Annotated in this window: 14 protein-coding genes; 4 read left to right on the plus strand and 10 right to left on the minus strand. The window is 64.1% G+C overall.

The genetic code is table 11. The annotated features are described in order from the left end of the window. Window positions 1-146 precede the first annotated feature (146 nt). From CDV44_RS18120 to CDV44_RS18160, 9 genes are all read right to left on the minus strand, one after another. Window positions 147-842 carry a methyltransferase domain-containing protein gene (locus tag CDV44_RS18120; protein ID WP_087689356.1) on the minus strand — a complete coding sequence of 232 codons (696 nt, stop codon included), beginning with the start codon at window positions 840-842 and terminating at the stop codon, window positions 147-149. Further along, window positions 832-2,394 (minus strand): ubiquinone biosynthesis regulatory protein kinase UbiB, encoded by a 1,563-nt coding sequence (gene ubiB / locus CDV44_RS18125; RefSeq protein ID WP_058377412.1) that lies wholly within the window; start codon window positions 2,392-2,394, stop codon window positions 832-834. The genes CDV44_RS18120 and ubiB overlap by 11 nt, the downstream gene beginning before the upstream one ends. Before the next feature lie 3 nt (window positions 2,395-2,397). Further along, a complete protein-coding gene (locus CDV44_RS18130; RefSeq protein WP_087690699.1) occupies window positions 2,398-3,009 on the minus strand; it encodes an SCP2 domain-containing protein in 612 nt (203 codons plus the stop codon). A 167-nt stretch (window positions 3,010-3,176) separates the two neighbouring features. Next, on the minus strand, window positions 3,177-4,163 hold the full coding sequence (locus CDV44_RS18135; RefSeq protein ID WP_087690701.1) for a Tim44 domain-containing protein: 987 nt from the start codon (window positions 4,161-4,163) through the stop codon (window positions 3,177-3,179). A 243-nt stretch (window positions 4,164-4,406) separates the two neighbouring features. Further along, the gene (gene ubiE / locus CDV44_RS18140) at window positions 4,407-5,141 is read right to left on the minus strand and encodes a bifunctional demethylmenaquinone methyltransferase/2-methoxy-6-polyprenyl-1,4-benzoquinol methylase UbiE (protein ID WP_058377411.1); all 735 of its coding nucleotides are present in this window, start codon (window positions 5,139-5,141) and stop codon (window positions 4,407-4,409) included. Window positions 5,142-5,188: 47 nt separating this feature from the next. Further along, window positions 5,189-5,605, minus strand: a complete 417-nt coding sequence (locus CDV44_RS18145) for a gamma-butyrobetaine hydroxylase-like domain-containing protein (protein ID WP_087689359.1) — start codon at window positions 5,603-5,605, stop codon at window positions 5,189-5,191. Window positions 5,606-5,687: 82 nt separating this feature from the next. Continuing rightward, window positions 5,688-6,131, minus strand: coding sequence for an HIT family protein (locus CDV44_RS18150; protein WP_058377409.1), 444 nt, complete (start codon window positions 6,129-6,131; stop codon window positions 5,688-5,690). A 27-nt stretch (window positions 6,132-6,158) separates the two neighbouring features. Further along, entirely contained in the window at window positions 6,159-7,847 is a 1,689-nt protein-coding gene (locus tag CDV44_RS18155; RefSeq protein WP_058377408.1) for a Na+/H+ antiporter, read from the minus strand. A 52-nt stretch (window positions 7,848-7,899) separates the two neighbouring features. Then, complete coding sequence (locus CDV44_RS18160; RefSeq protein WP_087690703.1) at window positions 7,900-11,895, minus strand: FAD/FMN-binding oxidoreductase; 3,996 nt, start codon at window positions 11,893-11,895, stop codon at window positions 7,900-7,902. Between the two features lie 492 nt (window positions 11,896-12,387). On the opposite strand from CDV44_RS18160, the gene CDV44_RS18165 reads away from it, so the two are divergent. Together CDV44_RS18165 and CDV44_RS18170 are read left to right on the plus strand one after the other, a co-directional pair. Beyond that, a complete protein-coding gene (locus CDV44_RS18165) occupies window positions 12,388-12,846 on the plus strand; it encodes a (2Fe-2S)-binding protein (protein WP_058377407.1) in 459 nt (152 codons plus the stop codon). Between the two features lie 140 nt (window positions 12,847-12,986). Beyond that, complete coding sequence (locus tag CDV44_RS18170) at window positions 12,987-15,101, plus strand: xanthine dehydrogenase family protein molybdopterin-binding subunit (RefSeq protein ID WP_249277659.1); 2,115 nt, start codon at window positions 12,987-12,989, stop codon at window positions 15,099-15,101. Window positions 15,102-15,154: 53 nt separating this feature from the next. Here the strand turns inward: CDV44_RS18170 and CDV44_RS18175 are convergent, their stop codons facing one another. Beyond that, window positions 15,155-15,781 carry a YqaA family protein gene (locus CDV44_RS18175; RefSeq protein ID WP_087689363.1) on the minus strand — a complete coding sequence of 209 codons (627 nt, stop codon included), beginning with the start codon at window positions 15,779-15,781 and terminating at the stop codon, window positions 15,155-15,157. A 120-nt stretch (window positions 15,782-15,901) separates the two neighbouring features. On the opposite strand from CDV44_RS18175, the gene CDV44_RS18180 reads away from it, so the two are divergent. Continuing rightward, window positions 15,902-16,522 carry an NTP transferase domain-containing protein gene (locus CDV44_RS18180; protein WP_087689365.1) on the plus strand — a complete coding sequence of 207 codons (621 nt, stop codon included), beginning with the start codon at window positions 15,902-15,904 and terminating at the stop codon, window positions 16,520-16,522. Between the two features lie 120 nt (window positions 16,523-16,642). Then, entirely contained in the window at window positions 16,643-18,172 is a 1,530-nt protein-coding gene (gene ilvA / locus CDV44_RS18185) for a threonine ammonia-lyase, biosynthetic (RefSeq protein WP_087689367.1), read from the plus strand. Window positions 18,173-18,194 lie beyond the last annotated feature (22 nt).

Here is an 18,194-nt window from a genome sequence, read left to right on the forward strand (position 1 = left end):
GCGGGGAAAAAATCACAAATCCCGGTGCCGGACGTTGCAGATTTCGGGAAACGGTGGGCGCAGGCCTCGGTCTTGCGTGCTCCTGAGCGTCTCGCGCCAGTGGCACCGTGCCATCGCGGCACACGCTGGGCGGGCGCCTCAGCGGCTCAGCGCCGCCGCCAGACCATCCAGTGTTCAGCCCCGGCGAACACCGGCACCGAATCTGCCGCATCGACGGGATGATCGACTTCGCAGACGAAATCCTGCGCCAACAGGGCGTCGAGCGCCTCGGGCGCAATGCCGAACGGCGGTCCCTTGGGGGTTTCGCGCAGGAAGAAGAAGCCTGCCAGACGGGCGCCGCTCGGCAGCAATTGCGCCACCCGGCGGGCGTAGTCCTGCCAGAGCGTGCGCGGCAATGCGCAGAGAAACGCGCGCTCGTAGATCACGTCGATCGTGAACGGCGGCGTATAGGCGAAGAAGTCGGCCTCATCGACCAGTTCAGCGCGCGAGCCCAGCAGCGCCTTGGCCTGCTCGACTGCGACCGGCGAAAAATCGATAGCACGCACCGGCCAGCCCTGACCATCGAGCCATGCGGCTTCGTAGGCGGCCCCGCACCCGGGAATCAGCGTCGCCTGAGGCGCGGCCTCGCTGGCGACAAACTCGCGTAGCGCGAGCGGCACGCCGGCAGCGTCCCAAGGCATGAACGCCTTCTCGAAGCGTTCATTCCAGAACTCGGCACGCGACGAATCACGGTGCGCGAATGCCGGTACGGATGAGCCCGTCGCGCCGGGGGTGCCGTTCGCGGCACTCGACACACTCTCTCCGCCCTGCCCGCCCTGATCCTGCTGAGATTTATCCGCCATAGATCCACATGAACGCCGCAAGCACCCCGATCACGACACCGCCCACCAGACAGAACGCGCCGGTCAGCAGGCGGTTGGTGCGGCGTTGCTCCTGAAGCAGCGCGAGCAGCACCGTGTCGTCCTGCGGACGGGCATGGGCAGCGAGCGCCTGATGAATCAATCGCGGCAGTTGCGGCAGGGTCTTGCTCCACTGCGGCGCTTCGGACTTCAGCCGTTCCAGCCAGCCACGCGGGCCGATCTGCTCGGCCATCCAGCGCTCCAGGAACGGCTTGGCCGTCTTCCACAGATCGAGATCCGGATCGAGCTGACGCCCGAGCCCTTCGATATTGAGCAGCGTCTTTTGTAGCAACACGAGTTGCGGCTGAATTTCCACGTTGAAGCGGCGCGACGTCTGGAACAGGCGCATCAGCACGAGCCCCAGCGAGATTTCCTTGAGCGGGCGGTCGAAGTACGGCTCGCAGACAGCGCGAATCGCCCCCTCCAGTTCCTCGACGCGCGTGTCGGACGGCACCCACCCCGACTCCAGGTGCAGCGACGCCACCCGGTGATAGTCGCGACGGAAAAACGCGAGGAAGTTCTGCGCCAGATAGTTCTTGTCGAACTCGGACAGCGCGCCGACGATGCCGCAGTCCAGCGCGATATAGCGCCCGAACGTGGCCGGATCGAGACTCACGAGAATATTGCCCGGGTGCATGTCCGCGTGGAAGAACCCGTCGCGCAGAAACTGTGTGAAGAAGATCTCGACGCCCTCACGCGCCAGCTTCTTCAGATCGACGCCTGCCTCGCGCAGCACATCGATCTGGCTGATTGGCACACCGCGCATGCGCTCCATCACGAGCACCGTGCTGGTGCTGAATTCCCAATACATCTCGGGCACCATCAACATGCCCGAATCGATGAAATTGCGACGCAACTGCGCCGCGTTCGCGGCCTCGCGCATCAGGTCGAGCTCGTCGTGCAGATACTTGTCGAACTCGGCCACCACTTCGCGCGGCTTCAGGCGCTTGCCGTCCGGCCAGAGCCGTTCGACCCAGCCCGCCAGATCGCGCAGGAGAGCGAGATCGCTGTCAATCACGCCGAGCATGTTCGGGCGCAGCACCTTCACAGCAACTTCCTTGCCCGCATGCTGGCCTTCCCGAATACGCGCGAAGTGAACCTGAGCAATCGATGCGCTGGCTACCGGCGAGCGCTCGAACTCCACGAACACTTCTTCCAGCGGGCGGCCCAGCGACTTCTCGATGGCCGCACGGGCCAGCTCCGGATCGAACGGGGGCACCTGATCCTGCAAGCGCGCCAGTTCCTGCGCGATGTCAGGCGGCATCAGGTCACGGCGCGTCGAGAGCACCTGTCCGAACTTCACGAAAATCGGTCCAAGCGCTTCCAGCGCCAGACGCAAACGCTCGCCACGCGGTGCCTTCAGTCCGCTGCGGCCGAACGACAGCACGCGCATGAACGTGCGTGCGAAGGGATGGGGAATGCTGGAGAGCACCAGTTCGTCGAGGCCGTAGCGATAGCAGACGAACAGAATCTTGATGAGGCGCAGAAGTCGCATCGGTCAGCGGCCTCCGGTGGAACGCGGCACGCCGGGCTGGCGCTCAAGTTTCTCGAGTCGCTTTTCGAGTCGCGCCAGATCGTCGCGCAGCGTGCCGATCTCGTCGCGCATGGTGTCCAGCCGTGGGCGGGCCACAAGCAATGGGTTCTCTTCCACGAGGTAATCGGTCAGCGAGCGCGCCAGCGTCGCGCCCGTGCGGCGTGCGCCGGCCACGGCAGCCTTGCCGGTTTCCGTCACTCGATGGGCGGCGGCATCACCGATCACTCGGCTCAGGTCTTCGGCGGCCTCCCAGCGCAGGTGCTGGGCAAGATAGGACACCGTATTGGCGAATTCGGCGTCGCCCTCGATCTTGACGTGACGCATGACAGCGGCCTGACCACCGCCCGCAAAGTCGGCCAGTGCCGACGGGGGCACCGCGATGCTGACGTCGCAAGGGGTGTCGGCCTCGAAGGCGGCGAGATAGCCGTCGTCGCCCACCTGCAAACGCAGGTCGAACGGGGACATCGCCAGCCGGGCGGAGGCGCCGATGTGTTGGCGCAGGCGTTCGCGCGCCCACGGTTCGCGGGCGAGCAAGTGATTCACGGTGGCGGCAAAGGCTTTGGCGGCTACGGTCATGAGCTTGGCGGCCGACCGGCGCAGAACACCGGTCGCACCGAAAGACGTCGCCCGGCATACCTCGCCGGGCGGCAAAAACAAAAGAGCCCGCGCTTCAAACGCGGGCTCTTATTGTAAGGCAGGTTACGGCAAAAACGGCGGGAGCTTAATGCTGGCCCAGCGCCTGCTTAGAGCTGTTGAATCCCGGCCAGTACCCAACCCGCATTGCCGGTCACCGGCTTGGTCAGGTTCCAGACTTCGTTGAACGGCTCGGCGGCAGCGCCTTCCGTCTCACGAATCAGACCCGAGAAACGCACGCTGGCCATGTACTCGCTCGTCGTTTGCTCGATGCCGAGCAGTTCGGCGTCGAGTTGAACCACGTCGGTACGGTTGGTCGACTTGCCGCGCTCTTCGAGGTCCATCTTGATTTCCGCGAACATCTGCGGCGTGGTGAACTCGTTGATGTCGGCTTGATCGCCCTTGTCCCAGGCGGCTTGCAGACGGTTGAAGTACACCTTCGAGCTGCGCAGGAAGCCTTCGACATCGAAGCCTGCCGGCACGCCGAACGGGCCTGCCGCAGCGGCTGCGGCACCCGCAACACCGGCAGCGGCCGGGACGGCGGACAGCGCCGGTTGCGTCGACGAAGTCGAAGCTGACGGTTGTTGAGCCGGTTGCTGGCTATCCCACGACTGGCGCAGGGTGTTGTTCGACGCGTCGTTGCCCGCATTGGCACCGGCGTAGGCCGGGGTCTGCGACTGCGACTTGTTGCCGCGGAAGCGACGGATGACCCACAGGACAGCGAAGGCGATCAACGCGATGATGATGACGTTGGCCATCATGCTGGCGAACGCGCCACCCATACCGAAGTGCGACAACAGGGCTGCAATACCCAGACCAGCGGCCAGACCGGCGATCGGGCCGAGCCAGCGGTTGGCCGGCTTGGCAGCGGCGGCCGCCCCTGCGGCGCCTGCGCCGGCAGCAGCCGGTGCGGCTTGGTTCGGTGCGGCGTTCGGGCTTTGGGCCGGTTGTTGCGGCGTCGCCTGACGCTGCGTCACGGTGTTGGACTGCTTGCCGACGCTCCGGCCGCCGCCAACGCGCTTGGCGTCAGCGTCTGCGATCGTCATGCCGACCGCCAAAACGCCGGCCACTACGCCCAACAACAGCTTGTTTTTCATGAACTGGAACATCGCTCTGGTCTCTCCGTGGAGTTATAAGGTGCTGTTTACTGACAGGCGTTTATCGGATTGGTTCAGCATCTTTTTTACGTACTGAAACGGGATAACGCGACGGCTGATTCTGCCACAGCAAAATTAGCCTGTACTTAGAGAAACGCCCCGGTGTGGAATTTTTCCACCAACCGGGGCGCTGCGCCGCATCAAGTAAGTGAGTGCTTATTCTCGGCGCATCCGCTCAGTGCATCAGAACTTGCGGCCGATGTGCAGCGCGACTACGCCGGCGGTGAGGTTGTGGTACTCAACCCGCTCCAGACCGACATCTTCCATCATCGACTTCAGCGTTTCCTGATCCGGGTGCATGCGAATCGACTCGGCCAGATAGCGGTAGCTTTCCGCGTCGCCCGCGATGCGCGAGCCAAGCCACGGCAGTACTTTGAAGGAATACGTGTCGTACGCCTTCTCAAGCGGCTGCCACACCTTCGAGAACTCCAGCACCATGACCTTGCCGCCCGGCTTGATCACTCGGCGCATTTCCGCCAGTGCGGCGTCCTTGTGCGTCATGTTGCGCAGTCCGAACGCTACGGTCACCACATCGAAATAGTTCGACGGGAACGGCAGCTTCTCGGCGTCGCACAGCAGCGCAGGCGTAACAATACCGGCGTCCAGCAGGCGATCGCGGCCCACGCGCAGCATCGATTCGTTGATGTCCGTGAGCCAGACTTCGCCGGTCGGACCGGCCTGACGGGCAAACGCCTTCGACAGATCGCCCGTGCCGCCGGCAATGTCGAGCACCTTGAAACCGGGGCGCACGGCGGCGCGGCCAATAGTGAACGCTTTCCAGATGCGGTGCAGGCCGCCCGACATCAGATCGTTCATGACGTCGTACTTGCTCGCTACCGAATGGAACACTTCGGCGACTTTGCCGGCCTTTTCCTTCTCGTCGACGGTCTCGTAACCGAAGTGGGTCTGTTCACCCATCGCAATCTCCAATTCATGAAAGCGGCGCACGCAGCGCCGCCGGTGCATCAGTGGTGGTGGCAGCCGTGGCCGCTGGCGGACGACGGCATCGGCGTGTCGCGATCGACGCCTGCGGCTGCCAGCTTGTCGAGATACTCCTGCCACAGCGCGTCCTGACGCACGCACAGCTCGTAGAGGAAGTCCCAGGAATAGATGCCGGTGTCGTGGCCGTCCGAGAAGACGGGGCGCACCGCGTAGTTGCCGATCGGCTCAAGGCCGTTCAGTTCGACCTCGCGCTTGCCGGTCTGGAGCGTTTCCTGCCCCGGGCCGTGGCCGCGCACTTCCGCCGACGGCGAGAGTACGCGCAGAAGTTCGAACGGCAGCCGGTAGTGTTTGCCGTCTTCATATCCCAGCTCGAGCACACGCGAGACGCGATGCAGCGTGAGGGAAACAGGAATCGGCGTGTCTTTCTCCAGCCCTGCCATGTGTGTCACTCCAGAAATTCAGTCGATGTGCCGCGCACACCGGCCGGAAGTATAGCTGCTCAGGGGATTGGCGGCCACGCGCTCAGGCGGACGCCGGCCAAACCGGCATGCGGCTCAATTCTGCCACGATCGCTTCGCGCAACGCCGGCAGCCACGCAGCCCGCTCGGCGAGCACCGCCGGCGCCACCTCGCGCTGCGGCGCGCTCCAGACCGAGCCCGGGAAGTGGATATCGTCCTGATACCGGGGAATCACGTGCCAGTGCACGTGCGGCACCATGTTGCCCAGACTCGCCACATTGACCTTGTGCGGCGACATCACCGTGCGCTGCGCCGTCTCGACCGCAAACACCGCCCGCATGACGTGTTCGCGCGCCGCCTCGGGCAAGTCGCTCATCTCGGCCACGTGCGCACCCCACACCACGCGCGCGAAGCCCGGATAACCGGCTTCGTTCGCCAGCACCACCCGCAGCACCGGGTCGCGCCACACGACGTCGCCGCCGTCACCTGCGCAAAACGGACAATCCATGATGTTCTCCCTTGATCCCCGCACCCGTCAGTGCTTTCTGCGTTTCGTGCGCTTGCCTGTCGCCGGGTCCACCGACCCGAGCGCGAGTTCGGCGAAATCGATTTCGCTCAGCATTTCGCGCAGCGTCTCGTCATTGATGCGATGCGTGATGCGCAGCCGCGACAACTCCACGCGCTCCGCCTGAAGCGCCGCCGCGCGCAGCCTGCGCTCGACTTCCACCTCCCGCACTGCTCGCTCGCGCGTCTCATCAGTCGCTGTCGACGCATTGAGCGTGCGACGGTAGCGCCCCATCACGCGGGCCGCCGCTTCGGCGCACACGGCGGTATCGAGTTCGTCACCTGACTTCGCAATCACTTTCTGCAACGACTCGACGGCGCGAATCGCTGCCTCGGACGCCGCCACACGGGCCTCGCCCATCTCACGATTGCGCGGGTCTTCGGCCGGCCAGCGCACGCCGCGCAGCAGAATCGGCAGGCCGAGACTCCCGCCCACCAGCGATAGCAAAATCACACCGGCGGCCAGAAAGATCAGCAGATCCCGCCCGGGAAACGGCGCACCACCGGGCAGCGCCAACGGCACCGAGAGCGCACCGGCCAGCGTCACCGCGCCGCGCACGCCCGAGAGCGCCGTCACCCCCGTAAAACGGATGCCCGGCTTGAGGGTAATTTCGCCGCGCCGCATGCCCATGAAATACATCACGCGCCACGCCACCCACACCCAGCAGAACCGCAGCACGATCAGTACAGCCGAAATCGCGCCGACGTAGAACATCAGTTCGCCCAGCTTCGTGAGCGTGCCCCACAGGTGCTCGTTCGGCCCCAGCGCCGCGCGCACGATATCCGGCAGTTGCAGCCCGAGCAGTACGAACACGGCACCGTTGAAGACGAATTCCAGCATCGACCAGACGCCGTTGCCAAGAATGCGGGTGACCGTGCGGGTATTGAGCAGATCGGTCGAACTCACCGTCATACCGGCAGCCACGGCCGCGAGAATGCCCGAGAAGCCGAAGTGTTCCGCCAGCAGATAGGCGGCGAAAGGCATGAGCAGCAGTAACAGCACGACCGTCGCAGGTTCTTCGGTCGAGGCGTCCATCACGCGGCGGTGAAACTGCGTGAAGAGCCACGTCACGGCCCAGCCGGCGAGCAGGCCGCCCAGCGCAATGACGAAGAACGAAAACGTGGCGTTGCCGATGGAGAAGATGCCGGTGGTCGCCGCCACGAGGGCGAACTTGAACACGACCAGACCCGACGCGTCGTTCATCATCGCCTCGCCTTCGAGCACGTGCATGAGCCGCGTCGGCATACGCATGCGCCCGGTGAGCGCAGATACCGCCACCGCGTCCGTCGGCGAGAGCACGCCGCCGAGGGCAAAAGCCACGGCCAGCGGAATCGACGGAATCATCCAGTGAATGAAGTAGCCAACGCCGAGCACCGTGAAGATCACGAGGCCCAGCGCCATCGCGATGATCGGCACCCTCAGGTGCCAGAACTCGCGCTTGGGCATGCGCCAGCCGTCGGCAAAGAGCAACGGCGGGATGAACAGCAGGAAGAAAATCTCGGGGTCGAGATCGATGTGGACGCCCGCGCCCGGATAAGCGAGCGCAGCGCCCACCGCGATCTGGACCAGCGGAATCGGGAGAAACCGCACGAAACTGCCCAGCACACCAGTGAGCGCCACCACGAACAGCAGGATGAGCGCAGTAAAAACTACTTCCATGCCACCTCCATGGTCCGTCGGTCAGGCATCGGCCGCGTCCACGAAAATGCCATCAGACGAGAACGCGCTCGATACCGCCGTTGTTCGCATCCTTCACGTAGTCCGCCATCCACTGGTCGCCGAGCACGTGCTTGGCGATTTCCACGACGATGTAGTCGGCAGTGATGTCGGCATCCTCGTTGTAGCGCGACAGGCCTTGCAGGCACGACGGGCAGCTGGTGAGGATCTTCACCTCTTCCACCTTGCCATCGGCGCGCAGCTTGGCCGCGCCCTTGCGCATCTCTTCTTCCTTGCGGAAGCGGATCTGCGTCGAGATATCCGGGCGCGTGACCGCCAGCGTACCCGATTCGCCGCAGCAACGATCGTTCTTCTCGATCTTGTACCCGTCGTGCTCGCTGCCCATCAACTGGTTCACGAGCTTGACCGGGTCCATCGTCTTGATCGGCGTGTGGCACGGGTCGTGATACATGTAGCGCGTACCGTTCACGCCCTCCAGCTTCACGCCCTTCTCGAGCAGATATTCGTGGATGTCGACGATGCGGCAGCCCGGGAAAATCTTCTCGAATTCATAGCCGGCGAGCTGATCGTAGCAAGTGCCGCACGACACCACCACGGTCTTGATATCGAGATAGTTCAGCGTGTTGGCTACCCGGTGGAACAGCACGCGGTTATCCGTCACGATCTTCTCGGCCTTCTCGCCCTGTCCCGAGCCACGCTGCGGGTAGCCGCAGCACAGATACCCCGGCGGCAGCACCGTTTGCACGCCCACGTGCCAGAGCATGGCCTGCGTGGCGAGCCCGACTTGCGAGAACAGGCGCTCCGAGCCACAGCCCGGGAAGTAGAACACCGCTTCCGAATCGACCGACGTCCCCTTCGGGTCGCGGATGATCGGCACCACCTTGTTGTCTTCGATATCGAGCAACGCGCGCGCCGTCTTCTTCGGCAGGTTGCCCGGCATCTTCTTGTTCACGAAGTGGATCACCTCTTCGCGCAGCGGCGGCTTGCCGACCGTGGCCGGCGGATGTGCCATCTGCTTCTTCGCGAGTTTCTTGAAGATGTCCGCACCGAAGCGTTGCGCCTTGTAACCCCAGTCGATCATCACCTTACGGGTGATATTGATCGTCTCCGGGTTCGTCGCGTTCAGGAAGAACATGCCTGCTGCCGCGCCCGGGTTGAATTTCTTCTTGCCCATCTTGCGCAACAAGTTGCGCATGTTCATCGTCACGTCGCCGAAGTCGATCTTCACCGGGCACGGCGTCGCGCACTTGTGGCAGACCGTGCAGTGATCGGCCACATCGTTGAACTCGTCCCAGTGCTTGATCGACACACCACGGCGGGTCTGCTCTTCATACAGGAAGGCTTCGATCAGCAGCGACGTGGCGAGAATCTTGTTGCGCGGGCTGTACAGCAGGTTCGCGCGCGGCACGTGCGTCGCGCACACCGGCTTGCACTTGCCGCAGCGCAGGCAGTCCTTCACGCTGTCGGCAATCGCGCCGATGTCCGACTGCTGCATGATCAGCGATTCAAAGCCCATCAGCCCGAAGCTGGGCGTATAGGCATTGCGCAAATCGGCCGGCAGGTCGGGCATGTCGAGCAGCTTGCCCTTGTTGAAGCGCCCTTCCGGATCGACGCGCAACTTGTAAGCGCGGAATTCGCCGATCTCTTCTTCCGTCAGGAATTCGAGCTTCGTGATGCCGATGCCGTGCTCGCCCGAGATCACGCCATCGAGCGAACGGGCAATTTGCATGATGCGCGCTACAGCCTTGTGCGCATCCTGAAGCATCTCGTAGTTATCCGAGTTGACCGGGATGTTCGTGTGCACATTGCCGTCGCCCGCGTGCATGTGCAGCGCGACGAACACACGCCCGTGCAGCACGCGCTTGTGGATCGCCTGCGCTTCGTCGAGGATCTGCTTGAACTCGCCGCCCGTGAAAATCTGGCGCAGTTCGGCGCGCACTTCCTGCTTCCACGACACGCGCACCGTGCGGTCTTGCAGTAAGTCGATCAGGCGCGTTTCCGGATGCTTGTTCAGCCGGTCGTTCAGCGCCACATTCATGTCGCGAATGCCGTGGCGGTTGAGCAGCGGAATGGCGTCGTTCAGCGACAGCTCGAAGTTGTCGCGCAGGAACACCCAGCGGGCGCGCACGTCGCGCAGCAGCGTAAGGGCGGTCTGCACGCGGTCTTCGAGCAGTTCGGCCGACGGAATCTCGTTCGCGTCGTCGGTCTTGCCCAGCGGCAGGTTGCCGGCTTCGAAGAACTTCTCGAGGGCGTCGATCAGTTGCAGCTTGTTCTTGAGCGACAACTCGATGTTGATGCGCTCGATGTGGTCCGTGTACTCGCCCATGCGCGGCAGCGGAATCACCACGTCTTCATTGATCTTGAAGGCGTTGGTGTGGCGCGCGATGGCAGCGGTGCGCGAACGGTCGAGCCAGAACTTCTTGCGGGCTTCGGCCGACACGGCGACAAAACCTTCGCCGCTCTTGCCGTTGGCCATGCGAATCACTTCCGAGGTGGCCTGCGCCACGGCGGTGTCGTCGTCGCCGACGATATCGCCGATCAGCACCATCTTCGGGAAAGCGTTGCGCTTCGACTTCGTGGCATAGCCCACGGCGCGCAGATAGCGTTCGTCCAGATGCTCCAGACCGGCGAGAATCGCGCCGCCCGCAGCCGTCTGCGCAAACATGTAGTCCTTGATTTCGACGATGCTCGGAATCGCTTCCTTCGCCTGACCGAAGAACTCCAGACACACCGTGCGCGTGTGCGCAGGCATCTTGTGGAGAATCCAGCGCGCGCTCGTGATCAGGCCGTCGCAGCCTTCCTTCTGAATACCCGGCAGGCCGGCGAGGAACTTGTCCGTCACGTCCTTGCCGAGACCTTCCTTGCGGAAGCGCTTGCCTTCGATATCCAGCGATTCGGTCTTGAGCAGCACCGCGCCCGGCGCGTGATTGCCGTCGAACCATTTCAGTTCGAAGCGCGCGACCGGAATATCGTGAATCTTGCCGAGGTTGTGGTCGAGGCGCGTGACTTCGAGCCAGTTGCCCTGCGGGTCGACCATGCGCCACCACGCGAGGTTATCGAGCGCGGTGCCCCACAGCACGGCCTTCTTGCCGCCGGCGTTCATGGCGACGTTGCCGCCGATGCACGATGCGTCGATCGACGTCGGATCGACGGCGAAGACCAGCCCGGCGCGCTCGGCGGCGTCCGCCACACGGCGCGTGACCACACCGGCGCCCGAGAAAATCGTCGGCACCGGCTTGTCGACACCCGGCAGTGCCGAGTATTCGACTTCGTCGAGTTGTTCCAGCTTTTCGGTATTGATGACGGCCGAGAACGGCGTGAGCGGAATCGCCCCGCCCGTGTAGCCCGTGCCACCCCCGCGCGGAATCACCGTCAGACCAAGCTCGAAGCAGCCCTTCACGAGCGAGGCCATTTCGGCTTCCGTATCGGGCGTAAGCACCACGAACGGATATTCCACGCGCCAGTCGGTGGCGTCCGTCACGTGCGACACACGCGACAGGCCATCGAACTTGATGTTGTCGTGTGCCGTCGTGCGGCCCAGCACCTTCTTCGCGCGGCGGCGCAGTTCCGCCATCTTCTCGAACTCACCGGCGAAATCGGCAACGGCGCGGCGCGCGGCCACTTCCAGTTGCTCAACGCGCGCGGCACGTTCGCGCCCCGTGGCGTCGGCGTGTTCGGCCACGTCGGCGCGGCGACGCTTGTCGATTTCGTTCAGACGGTGGTTGAGCGCGTCGATCAGCAGCTTGCGGCGCTTCGGGTTGTCGAGCAGATCGTCCTGAAGGTACGGGTTGCGTCGTACCACCCAGATATCGCCGAGCACTTCATAGAGCATCCGGGCCGAGCGGCCGGTACGGCGCTCCGCGCGGAGTTCGTCGAGGATATTCCACGCGTCGGCGCCCAGCAGGCGAATGACGATCTCGCGATCCGAGAACGAAGTGTAGTTGTAGGGGATTTCGCGCAGTCGAGGGGGCTGTGCGGCTACGGCATGCTTTGCGTCGTGCGGCTCGAAGGCAGGCAAGGGTGCGTTCATCTTGTCGGGCTCGTCAATGCGGCGGTGCATCCGCCGTCGGCGTTCGTCTCGCGGGACGCGCCGAAAGTCAAATTGGGTATGCGCTAGAAATTGCCGGCCGCTGGCGACAGGTGTGTGCGGGGCCGGCAAGGACGATCAGCGAGATCGCCGACTGCCGTGCATAGACGCCGATGACGAATCGTGTCCGGTCATCGAGCAGTAGCACTGAGGGGTGAGGCAGTTGATGCGCATGCCCAGATCTTTCTTCCGGCTTTGGAAAGTGTTGGTAGGGGAATGTAGGCCGAATTGTACTTCATTGCACCGCAACACGTCGGCTCCCCAACCAATTCGCGGCTAAGGGCCTGCGGGACGCCGAAAACACGAAATCCGCTAAAACGGACCGCTATATCCTTTTGAATACAACGACTTACCAGCATTCGTGGGCTGAAAATTTCTCCGAACAGGAGTATGTTGGCGCGATCCCCCAATCATTCACCCGCCAAGAGGTGTCTCATGGTCTCGTTTCAACTGAACGGCCGTCCCGTGCAGGTCGATGTCGACCCTGCCACTCCCCTGTTATGGACCCTGCGCGATGCGCTCTCGATGACCGGCACCAAGTTCGGATGCGGCATGGCGCTATGCGGCGCCTGCACCGTGCATCTCGACGGCGCCCCGATTCGCAGCTGCATCACGCCCATCTCCGCCGTGGCCGGTAAAAAGGTCACGACCATCGAAGCCGTCGGCACCGATCCCGTCGGCAAAGCCGTGCAAGACGCATGGGTCAAGCACGACGTGCCCCAGTGCGGCTACTGCCAGAGCGGCCAGATCATGTCCGCCGCGGCACTCCTGCGCGAGAACAAGCAGCCCAACGACGACCAGATCGACGCCGCCATGGCCGGCAACATCTGCCGCTGCGGCACGTATGCGCGCATTCGCGCCGCCATCAAGGACGCTGCGGCGTCGCTGGCCTGACGCGAGGAGACATCACCATGCGCGAACTTCGTTTCCACGGGCTTCGTTTTGACTTACGCCCCGGTGCCACGGTAGGCGACTACACCGGTGTGTCCCGCCGTGCGTTTCTGAAGACCTCCGCCGTTGCGGCGGGCGGCCTGATGCTTGAAATGTCGTGGCCCGGCGCGGTCCGGGTGGCCCATGCCGAAGGCCCGGCCGCCACGCCCGTCGTGCCGTCCGCGTTCGTGCGCATCGCGCCGGACGACACCGTCACCATTCAGGTCAACCGCCTCGACTTCGGTCAGGGCGTGCAAACCGCCTTGCCCATGCTCGTCGCCGAAGAGCTCGATTGCGACTGGTCGAAGGTGCGCAGCGAGCTGGCCCCGGCGGCTGACGTCTATAAAGACCCGTTGTTCGGCATCCAGATGACGGGCGGCTCCGGCTCGGTCGCACACTCGTGGCTGCAATACCGGCGCATTGGTGCGTCGGCGCGCGCCATGCTGATTGCCGCCGCCGCGCAGCAGTGGAAAGTACCGGCTGCGCAATTGCGCACCGAAAACGGCGTCGTCCTCGGCCCCAACGGCCAGCGCGCCACCTTCGGCAGTCTGGCCGCCAAGGCGCAGGCCTTGCCGGTGCCGGCCGACGTCAAGCTCAAGGATCCGTCGGCCTTCCGCTTGCTCGGCAAACCGACCGGGCGGCTCGATGCGCGCGCCAAATCAACCGGCACGCCGATGTACGGCATGGATTTCAAGTTGCCGAACCTCAAGGTCGCCCTCGTGGCACGCCCGCCGGTTTTCGGCGCGAAGGTGAAGACGTTCGATGCCAAGGCGGCACGCGCCGTCAATGGCGTGCGCGACGTGCTGGAGATTCCCGACGATCGGGGCGGCACCGCAGTGGCAGTCATCGCCGACGGCTACTGGCAGGCCAAGACCGGCCGCGACGCCCTGAACGCGACGTGGGATACCAGCGGCGTCGAGCATGTCGACACGACCGCACAGCTGGCCAAGTACAAGGAACTGGCGAAGACCCCGGGCGTGGTGGCGATCGACACCGACGTCTCGAAGCTCAAGGGCGCACCGAAGACACTCGTCGCCGAATACAGCTTCCCGTATCTCGCCCATGCCCCGATGGAGCCGCTGAACTGCACCGTGCAGCTCAGCGACAAGGGCGCCGAAGTCTGGACCGGCACGCAATTCCAGACCGTCGATCAGGCGGCCATCGCGGCCACGCTCGGCCTCAAGCCCGAGCAGGTCAAGCTGCACACCTTGATGGCGGGCGGCGGTTTCGGCCGGCGCGCCGTGCCGACCTCCGACTACGGCGTCGAAGCGGCGCAGGTCGCCAAGGCGTGGCGAACCGCCGGTCACCGCGAGCCGGTCAAGGTGATCTGGAGCCGCGAAGACGATATCCATGGCGGCTACTACCGCCCGATGTACGTGCACCGCGCGGAAATCGGTCTGGATGCGAAGGGCAACGTGCTGGCGTGGAATCACACCATCGTTGGGCAGTCGATTCTGCAAGGCACGCCGTTCGAAAAGATGATGGTGAAGAACGGCGTCGACAGCACGAGTGTCGAGGGTGTCGCGGCCACGCCGTACGCGGTGCCGCTGCGTCTGTCCCTGCATAGCCCGAAGGCCAACGTGCCGGTGCTGTGGTGGCGCTCGGTCGGCAACACGCACACGGCGTTCGTGATGGAGACGTTGATCGACGAATTGGCGAAGAACGCGGGGCAAGACCCGGTCGACTATCGCTACGCGTTGATTGGCGACAAGCATCCGCGTCACCGCGCCGCACTGGCGTTGGCTGTGGAGCGTTCGGGCTACGGCAAGACGAAGCTGCCCGCGGGTCAGGCGTGGGGCGTGGCCGTGCACGAGTCGTTCGATTCGGTCGTCGCGTATGTCGTGGTGGCCGAGGTGAAGAACGGGTCGCCGCGTCTGGTGAGCGCGACGGCGGCGGTGCATTGCAACTTCGCGGTCAACCCGCTGACGGTCGCGGCGCAGGTGGAAGGCGCAGCCCTCATGGGCTTGGGCACGACGTTGACGGGTGCCGCGATCACGTTGAAAGACGGTGAAGTCGAGCAGAGCAATTTCCACCAGTACACGGTGGCGCGCCTGACCGACATGCCGGCAATCAGCGTGCATATCGTGAGTTCTGGCGATGCGCCGACGGGCATGGGCGAACCGGGGTTGCCGCCGCTTGCCCCGGCGTATGCCAATGCTGTCTTCGCGCTGACCGGCAAGCGTCTGCGCGCGTTGCCGTTCGATCTGACGACGGCATAACGAGCGCGTCTCGGCGGGGGCTGGCGCATTGAAGCGCCGGCTCCCTCCCGTCTTCAACCGATCAGCAAATGTTTGAACGGCGCGAAGATGCCTTGCCAGAACGACTCGGGCACCTTGAGCATCAGGTAGGTAATGAAGAGGTAGCGCAGCGTCTTGCCGATGGCGATGTACACGAGACACGTGCGCCACGGCAGGCGTAGCCAGCCCGCGAGCGTACAGAGCGGGTCACCGATTACCGGCAGCCACGAGACCAGCAGCAACGGCGGACCGAAACGGCGCATCCAGCGCCGATACCGATCGTTCATCGGCGCTTTGGTCTCGGCACGCTTGCCACCACCACTACCTTCCCCCGCGTCCCCAACCGCCGTCACCACCGCTGCACTCCCAGCAAGCGCCGCCGCCCGCGCATGCGCTCGCTTGCGCGCTTTCAGCCGTACATAGCCGCGCCGCGCGGCGAACCCCATCCACCAATCGACCATGCCCCCGGCGGTATTGCCGACGCTCGCGACCACGATCGCGGGCCAGAACATATGCGGATTGAGGGCCACGTAGCCGAACAGCGCGGGCTCCGAGCCCATCGGCAGCAGCGTCGCCGACAAAAATGCGATGAGGAAGACGGCTGGCAGGCCGACACCGGGCAGCGCTAGCGCGCCCAGCAGCCAGGGAATGAACGACTCCATGCAACTCCGGCGGAAATAAGGGGAAGTCAAAAAAACCGACCGGCCGGTCGGTGTCTCGCGAGCTACGGGACGGTACACGCGTTTGGCGTAAACAAAAAGTCTGGCGCATAATGCATGCCCATGACCCGACCTTCGACGCCGCCCGTGGCCATTCTACTGGCAGGCGGACTCGGTACCCGCTTCGATGCGGCTGGGCGCCGGAACAAGCTGCTCGCGCCGCTGCCCGGCGATCCCCTGAACCGACCCGTTGCCCTCGCCAGCGCCCACGCGCTGCTGGCGGTATTGCCGCGCGTGATCGCGGTAGTGCGACCGGATTCGGCCGAGTTGGAGAACGTGCTGTTGCAGGCGGGTTGTGAAGTCGTCATGAGCCACGCCACCAAGCGCGGCATGGGTGCGACGCTCGCTGCCGGCATTCAGTCCTGCGTGGACGAAGCGCCGCCCCCCGGGCTCGAACATCTCGACGGCTGGCTGGTTGCGCTGGCCGACATGCCGTACCTCAATCCCCATACCATTCGCGTCATTGCCGACGGGCTGACTTCGCCCGAAGCCATTGTCGCGCCGAGTTTTCAGGGACAGCGCGGCCACCCGGTCGCCTTCGGTTCCGCTTACACCTCCCGCCTGGTCGCCCTCGATGGCGATGCCGGCGCGCGCGAGTTGTTGATTAGCGAGCACATTACGATCGTCGATGTCGACGACGCCGGAATCGTGCGCGACATCGACACCCCAGACGACCTTCGCTAGGGCGCGCACTCCCCTTTCCCGTTTTTTCCCGAGAGACCTTGCGCGACCGCCCCGGCGGACGTGCTGGTCTATCATTGTCCTTTTGTTCCTGATGTGCCTAACCTGAAGAAGCCTTAAATCATGTCCGACGCAGCTCCCGAATATCTGAAGAAGATCCTCACCGCAAAAGTCTACGACGTCGCCAAGGAAAGCGAACTCGAATTGGCACGCACGCTTTCCATGCGGCTGCACAATCGAATTTACCTGAAGCGCGAAGACAACCAATCGGTGTTCTCCTTCAAGATTCGAGGCGCGTACAACAAGATGGCGAGCCTCAGTGAAGCCGAACGTGAACGCGGTGTGCTGACCGCCTCGGCCGGCAATCACGCACAGGGCGTGGCGTACTCCGCCGCACGCCTCGGCTGCAAGGCCGTGATCGTCATGCCCGTGACCACGCCGCAAGTGAAGATCGATGCCGTGCGCACCCACGGCGGGCGCAACGTCGAAGTCGTGCTCGCCGGCGACTCGTACAGCGACGCCTACGCACACGCCATGACCTTGCAGGAAGAGCGCGGCCTGACCTTCGTGCCGCCGTTCGACGACCCCGAAGTGATCGCCGGCCAAGGCACCATCGGCATGGAAATCCTGCGCCAGCATCAAGGCCCGCTGCATGCCATCTTCGTGCCGATTGGCGGTGGCGGACTGGCCGCTGGCGTGGCCGCGTATGTCAAAGCCGTGCGCCCGGACATCAAGGTGATCGGCGTGCAATCGGTCGATTCCGACGCGATGGCGCAGTCGATCCACGCCGGCGAGCGCGTGCTGCTCAACGATGTGGGTCTCTTCGCCGACGGAACCGCCGTGAAGTACGTCGGCGCGGAAACCTTCCGTCTGTGCCAGAAGTATCTCGACGAAGTCGTACGCGTCGACACCGACCAGCTCTGCGCCGCCATCAAGGATGTGTTTCAGGACACCCGCAGCGTGCTCGAACCGTCGGGCGCGCTGTCAGTGGCCGGTGCCAAGCTGTATGCCGAGCGCGAAAAGCTCAAGGGCGAGACGCTCGTGGCGATCACCTCGGGCGCGAACATGAACTTCGACCGCCTGCGCTTCGTGGCCGAGCGCGCCGAAGTCGGTGAAGCCCGCGAAGCCGTGTTCGCCGTGACGATTCCGGAGGCGCGCGGCAGCTTCAAGCGCTTTACCGAAGTGGTGGGCAGCCGCAATGTGACCGAGTTCAACTACCGAATTAGTGAAGCGTCCAGCGCCCACATCTTCGTGGGTATCCAGATGCACAACCGCGACGAAGGCGCGCGCATCAAGGCCGGTTTCGAGCGTCACGGTTTTCCGACGCTCGATCTGTCCAACGACGAGCTCTCCAAGCAGCACATCCGTTACATGGTGGGTGGGCGTTCCGCGCTGGCGAGCCACGAAGTGCTGTTCCGCTTCGAATTCCCGGAGCGTCCCGGCGCGTTGATGAAATTCCTCTCGGCGATGAGCCCGAACTGGAATATCAGCCTGTTCCACTACCGGAATCAGGGCGCGGACTACAGCAACATTCTCGTGGGCATGCAGGTGCCGGATGAGGACAAGGCGGCGTTCAGCGACTTCCTCGCCACGCTCGGCTATCCTTACTGGGACGAAAGCAACAACCCCGTGTACAAGCTGTTCCTCGGGTAAGCCGTCGCATCATCTATTCATC

Origin of the sequence: Pandoraea sp. PE-S2R-1 (assembly GCF_002179865.1) — a bacterium.
Taxonomy (GTDB): domain Bacteria; phylum Pseudomonadota; class Gammaproteobacteria; order Burkholderiales; family Burkholderiaceae; genus Pandoraea.